At 27.4% G+C, this 6,876-nt stretch carries 6 protein-coding genes; 3 read left to right on the top strand and 3 right to left on the bottom strand.

The annotated features are described in order from the left end of the window. Position 1: 1 nt before the first annotated feature. The 3 genes from QZN45_RS09255 to QZN45_RS09265 form a co-directional block, all read right to left on the bottom strand. Positions 2 to 1,003 (bottom strand): acyltransferase, encoded by a 1,002-nt coding sequence (locus tag QZN45_RS09255; RefSeq protein ID WP_296812575.1) that lies wholly within the window; start codon positions 1,001 to 1,003, stop codon positions 2 to 4. 4 nt (positions 1,004 to 1,007) lie between these two features. Then, positions 1,008 to 2,441: a flippase gene (locus QZN45_RS09260; RefSeq protein ID WP_296812577.1), complete on the bottom strand. Its 1,434-nt coding sequence runs from the start codon at positions 2,439 to 2,441 to the stop codon at positions 1,008 to 1,010. 204 nt (positions 2,442 to 2,645) lie between these two features. Next, a complete protein-coding gene (locus tag QZN45_RS09265) occupies positions 2,646 to 3,698 on the bottom strand; it encodes a phosphorylcholine transferase LicD (RefSeq protein WP_296812579.1) in 1,053 nt (350 codons plus the stop codon). A gap of 440 nt (positions 3,699 to 4,138) precedes the next feature. Here QZN45_RS09265 and QZN45_RS09270 point away from each other — a divergent pair, with 440 nt between their 5' ends. The 3 genes from QZN45_RS09270 to QZN45_RS09280 are packed head-to-tail and all read left to right on the top strand — an operon-like array spanning position 4,139 to position 6,686. Beyond that, entirely contained in the window at positions 4,139 to 4,978 is an 840-nt protein-coding gene (locus QZN45_RS09270) for a phosphorylcholine transferase LicD (protein ID WP_296812581.1), read from the top strand. 30 nt (positions 4,979 to 5,008) lie between these two features. After that, positions 5,009 to 5,977 (top strand): NAD(P)H-dependent glycerol-3-phosphate dehydrogenase, encoded by a 969-nt coding sequence (locus tag QZN45_RS09275; protein WP_296812584.1) that lies wholly within the window; start codon positions 5,009 to 5,011, stop codon positions 5,975 to 5,977. 13 nt (positions 5,978 to 5,990) lie between these two features. Further along, complete coding sequence (locus QZN45_RS09280; protein ID WP_296812585.1) at positions 5,991 to 6,686, top strand: 2-C-methyl-D-erythritol 4-phosphate cytidylyltransferase; 696 nt, start codon at positions 5,991 to 5,993, stop codon at positions 6,684 to 6,686. The last annotated feature ends 190 nt before the right edge of the window (positions 6,687 to 6,876 follow it).

Consider the following 6,876-nt stretch of genomic DNA (forward strand, 5'->3'; position numbering starts at 1 on the left):
ATTATGCTCCACTGACTTTTTGGATATATGGTATCTTGCTGAATATGTATGGGAGCAGCCAGGATAGGAATATAGTTGCAATAAACATCAATGGGAACAGTAATGTGGAATGAGGATTGATTTTTGACATGAACATGATTACGATGACATGTGAGAAGAACATTCCATAGCTGCAGAGGCTTATTGAACTGATTGCTTTTCCTATAAAATTGTTTTTAATTGAGTTGAATTTGTTTTCCTTGTCGAGGTATTCGATAAGCACATACATTCCGATTCCCATGAATGCGATGATGATATTCTGATACATCAGGGTAAGTGTTGAAAATCCATAGGTTCTATCAGCATATACGAAAACGGCCAGTGAAACGATGAGAATTATCAGTCCGATTATCCACATCTTTCTGTTGCTGTATTTGAACTGTTTTGTAGACAGGTAATAACCTAAAACAGGATAACCGATAAATCCTGCAAAGTAATCAAGTTTAAAGTATGGAAATAGTGGATATAGGTTAAATGTGTTCAGTATTAGAAATATGAACCAGATAGCTAAGAAATATTTACAGCCTTTTTCACCATATTCCCTAATGAAAACGTTAATCAGTGGTATGGCCAGATAGATTCCAATCAAAGTCCAGAAATACCACATTATGGAAGGATTTCCAATGAATACGTTCCACATGTAGGAGTATGGCTTGTGGAAATAGAAATTTGTCAGTGTGATTAATATCATCCAGAAGATAAACGGATAGATTATTCTGGCAAATCTTCTTTTCAGAAAGTCTCCGAGGCTGGGATAATCTCTATTTAAAAGTAGGGCTCCACTGATCATCAAAAATATCGGAACACCTATTCTTCCAATGTCATGGAAGGTTGTTCTTAGGATTTCTTCAGTTGGAAGAGCAACTGGGCCAAAATAGAAGTCAACATGACAGATTATCACGGCTATGATTGCGAATGCCCTTAAAAAGTCGTAGTAAAATATTCTATCTTTTTTGACTGCCATATTATCACTTGTTTTTGCCTAAAATCTCTTTTATAATATACATATCGTCATCATCGAAGACTCTTAATAAGTAAACTACTCCAAAGTAAATTATTATTCCTGCTGGAATTGCTACTAACATATTTAAGTTTAGGTAATGAAGTGCAATTCCTAAAATTCCCGCCCCTGTTATGATTTTTATTAAATCATAATATAACTTCTTGTTAGGTTTATATCCTATTTTATGGATTACATATTTTTGTATAATTACAATTAAAATATCGCTTATTACGGTTGTCATTGCTGCTCCAATATAAGAAAATCTTGGAATTAAAATGAAGTTTAGAATGATATTAAAAACTGCGGCAATAGCATATATTTTTGTAACGGTGACTTCTTTATGTGCTGATTGTAATAGTATATTTCCTGGGCTTGCAACAAATAAAAGACAAACTGTCCAAATCAAGATGGATAATGTTGGAGCTGAATCAATGTATTCTGGACCATAAATCAATAATATTATATCTGTTGAATAAATCATGGTAGCCATGGCCAAGGGTATCATTATTAACATTAAATACTTAATTGATTTTTCATAACTTGTTTCTAAAAGTTTTTCATCATTTTTAAAAAATTTGCTCATTACAGGAAATATCACTGCGGTATATGCTGTATAGAGCAATGTTATGACATTAATTAATTTGTATGATGCACTATATATTCCAGTAGCAAAATTTCCAATAATATTTTCTAGCATTATTATGTCAACTGAATAATAGATGGAGTATAATACTCCAGTTATTGCAAAAGGAATAGAATACATTGTGATTTTTTTACAAAATGATTTATCGAATTCAAAGCTAGGTTTTGTTATATGTTTTGTAAAACTGATATAAACATATATTAATGCTATGAAATTTGATATTAAATAAGCAAATGTTATTCCTAAAAGTCCCAAATCACTAAAAATAGCTAATAAAATAAATATTAACAATATCAAGTTTAATAATGTATTTCCAATTCCTTGGTATTTTCCTTTTTCAAATGCTTGAAATCCACCGTTTATTAAATCAATAAATGATTTAATTATCATTTCTAAAGTAAAAAGAAGGGTTATAATAATAGTTGCTTCATCACATTTCATTATCAATAGTAGAATTAATGTTAAAATAGCTGTAAAGATAGCAAAGACACTTTTCAATGGGATTGCATTGCCTAAATATTTGGGTGCAGAATCATAATCTGTTGCAATATGTCTCACAATATGTCTACTAACTCCAAAATCTATCGTAATTGATAAAATCCCTGTTAATGATGTTGCAAATCCTAAAATACCATAATCATGAACTCCAAGATATCGGGCTATTACTATAGTCCATATAAATCCACAAATGCTTGCTATAATTTGTGAAATTAAAATCCAACTCATGTTATGGAATATTGTTTTTATTTGGCTCATTAAATCACTATATTAATGTTATGTTAAATAATAAATTGAAGTTTCATAAATTTAAATGTTTAGAAAAATCAATTGCATATGGTAATGCGGTTATTTTTCTATTGAATCATTAAATTATTTTTTTCAATTATAGTGTATTAATTGATGTAGAAAAATTAAATGGATAATAATTTTTTATTTGCAACTATTTTAATAAATATTCAATTACTCTGAATATTTATAATAATTATCGTTAATTTCTTTTAGGTAGTTGATGACATGTTTAAATGATTCATCCATTTCTTCTTTTGAATCGAATAAAGTTGAGTTATACTCACTATATCCATGAATCCTAATATTTTCAGGTATATTCATGAAATCATTTCCATATAAACGTTCAATGAATTTATCTGGTTTATTTGGACATTTAATGTCATATCCTTCAAATTTCATAGTTTTTGTAGGGAAAAAAATATTTTTTTCAAAAACACCTAAATCATCTGCGGATGATGCATCAATTCCTTCCGCTATAAAATCTGTTTCATCTAATGTTAATCCTAACTTTTCAAACCGTTCATTGAATTCTTTTTCAAAAGAAAAATCTGGTTCATGATATAATTTATTAAAATAATACTTATGTCCTAAATAATTTTTGGTGTAATAATCGATGGAATCCTCTTTAACATAATCAAATGGGAAAATATCTAATTTCACCATGGGTTTTAACCATCCTAATTGTAAAAATGTTGATTTTCCTAATTTGGGGTCACTGCTAAAGTATTTGTCATGACCTAGTTTTTCATCATAAATTGTGTTAAAATCTTTAAAATAATTATCGTTAGCATTAATTAATCTGGTAAGTGCACAATTTTCTTTAAAATAGTCGTATTTATTAATTTCTTTAGGAAGAACTTCAATTAATTTATTATAGTCTGTTCTCATCATAATAATGTCAAAATCATCATCCCATGGAATAAATCCTTCATGTCGAACAGCACCAATCAAAGTTCCATACGCAAGACAATATTCTAAATTATATTTATTACAAACATTGTCTATGAATCTTAATAATTCCGTGTATAATAATTGAATGTCTCTAAGTGTTCCTTCTGTTTTGATATTTGTAGATTTTATTAAAAAGTTTAACATTTCATTTGGTTGGGAAGAGGATGTTTTTTTTCTGTAAATAAATTTTGATAGTCTCATTGAATATAATAAAATTTTTTCTGATTTTTGAATTATTTTAGGAGATTTTTCATACAGTTTACCCAAATTCATTATAACGCTTCCATTTTTTTTATTTTAAGATAGTTTGTTTTAATCTAATTGTCTTAAATAATAACTATTTTATCTTTTTGAAAAATAATTTATATTACGCATATATTATCATTAATGTATATAATGTAATTATTTTAAAACTTTTGGCATATTATTAAATTAAATAAATTTGTTTTGAAAATATTTTTTTAAGTTGGATAACTGTTAGGACAAGCATTACTGATAATTAATTTTGAAATTAGGCAAATATCTTTTTTCAGTCAATACAAACTATTTATTGATTGTTGTATAGAGTTATTAAAGAAAAAATTGAGATAACCATTTGTTTAAATTAATTATCTGCGGATTACTTATTGAATTAAAAATCAAACACCACAATTTAATTTCTTTAATTAAAACTTAAATAATATTTATATATAATTTTAAATAGATGATAATACATGCGTGTGAGTGAATTTAGGAAATATACTGACGAAGAAATAAAACATGTACAAGATGTTGAATTAATGATTCTCAAAGATGTTGTAAAAATTTTAGAAAAACACAATTTAAACTATTATATGTATGGAGGTTCACTTTTAGGGACTATTAGGCATAAAGGTTTTATTCCCTGGGATGATGATATAGATATTATTTTATTTAGAAAAGACTTTGATAAAGCTTTAGATATTCTTAATAATGAATTATCTGATAAATATGATCTTGTTCAAATGGATTATGTTGATGATTGTTTTGCTTCTTTTGCGAAAGTTTCACTTAAAAACACTATTTTTAGTCGATGGTATACTCATTATACAAATTTTGAGCTGGGAATTCATATTGATATATTTACATTAGATAACATTCCTAAAAGCGATTTTATAGGTAAATTGCATCATTCTTTATATACTCTTTGTTATCAATTTGTTATTAATTCCTGCATCAAATTTGATATGTATACAAAATTCAGAACAAAATTACATAATGCAGCATATGATATTTTGAATTTTATTCCGATAAATAAGAAGTTTTGGAAAAAATTACTTAAAAAAGAAATGACTTTTTTTAATTATAATGAAACTGAAAGGGTTGTTGATTGTTGTAATCTCGCAGGATATATGGCTTATAACAGAAATGATTTTGAACCTGCAATTAAAGCTAAATTTGAAAATTTTGAAGTTAGAATTCCAAAAAATTATGATAAAATTTTAACTCAAATTTATGGGGATTATATGAAAATCCCTTCAGAAGAAGATAGATATAATACCGCTCCTGAAATTCTTGATTTTGGAGAGTATTAATTTTTATATTAAAAAATCTAATATTAAATCATGTTTTCTAATATAGGTGTTGTAGGCGCGGGAGCTATGGGAACCGCTATTTCCCAAACTGTTTGTGATAATACTCAAAATGTTTTATTATATGCTAGAAGAGAAGAATTGGTCGAATCAATAAATGAAGCACATGTTAATAAAGATTATTTTCCAAATATTCGTTTACAAGATAATATTATGGCTATTAATGATTTAAATAAATTAAAAGATGCAGAAGTAATATTTTTAACTTTACCTTCATCCACTATTAGGGAAGTCACTCGTAAATTAAGAGACATCATTTCAGATAATTGTGTTCTTGTGAGTACAGCTAAAGGTTTAGAAAAAAAATCTAAAAAAAGAATGACTGAAGTCATTGAGGAAGAAATAGGTAGGCCAGCTGCTGTATTATCAGGACCTAATATCGCTTCTGAAATGGTTGAACGTACATTTTCTTCAGCAACGATTGCATGTAAAAATAATCAATACCTTGAAAAAGTTAAAAAAGCATTATCCACTTCTAAATTCAAAGTTTCTGCAAGTTGTGATGTTGTTGGTGTAGAGTATTGTGGTGTAATTAAGAATGTAATTGCTATCTCTCAGGGAATTTGTGAAGGGATGAAGATAAATGACAATGCACGTTTTTCCGTTTTTACAAAAACTTACAATGAAACAAAAAATTTAATAAAAAAATTTGGAGGAGATCCAAATACTGTTGATGATTATTGTGGTTTTGGAGACATTATTACGGCTTCAACTTTAAATGTAAGTAGAAATCATACTTTGGGTGTTTTATACGGTCAAAAAATTGTAATTGATGAGAAAGCATCCGGGGTTCTTTTTGAAGGGAAAAATACAATTATTATAATGAAAGACTTATGCACCAAATATAATATAGAATGTGCTACAGTTGATTTTACTTATGATGTAATCATTGATAGATTTAATCCAAAAAGGGCATTTGAAAAATTTTGGAAAAAATTATAATGGTGGTGATTTTATGATTTGTGCGGCTATTTTGGCAGGGGGTATTGGGAGTAGGTTAAAGCAAGAAAAACCTAAACAATTTATTAATATTAATCATAAACCTATTTTAGTTCATTCAGTTGGAACATTCTTAAATGTTAATGAATTTGATAAAATTATTGTATCTTCTCCAAAAGAGTTTATTGGCATGACAAAAGATTTAATGGATAAATATTTTCCCCAAAATGATAAAATTGTAGTTATTGAAGGAGGTTCTACTCGTAATGGGACAATTTTAAATTCTATTCAGTATATGAAAAGTCAAAATTGTGAAAAAGATTCTATTTTAGTAACTCATGATGCTTCTAGGATATTTGTATCTGAAAAATTAATTGAAGAGAGCATTGAAAATGCACTTGAAGTAGGTGCAGCCAGTGCGGTGATTCCGGCTACAGATGTTATTTTTGAATCTAAAAAAGAGGGACTACTTACTGATATTCCCTTAAGGAAGTATTTATTTCATGCACAAACTCCCCAATCATTTAACATCGATAAATTTTTAGAAATTTATGGAGATTTGTCAGAAGAGGAAATCGCTATATTAGATGAAGCTATGGTACTTTTCAATTTAAGAGGGTTTAATGTGAAATTATTTCAGGGAGACCAAGGTAATTTTAAAATAACTCGTCCTTTTGATATTACCTTGGCTGAAAGTATTTTTAAAAAATAGTCACTTTTTTTTTAAAATAATTATTTCAATCTTTTTAGGATGTTATTAATGAAGTTATTGGTTATTAGAAAAGATTTATTTTTTTTTATTAAGAGGATGTGACACGAAGTCACAATTTTTTCTAATTTTAATTAACTTATTTTCATTTAATTTTATATACTATGAAGTACAATCTTTTATTATAGATATT

The organism is uncultured Methanobrevibacter sp. (assembly GCF_900314695.1).
Classification (GTDB): Archaea; Methanobacteriota; Methanobacteria; order Methanobacteriales; family Methanobacteriaceae; genus Methanocatella.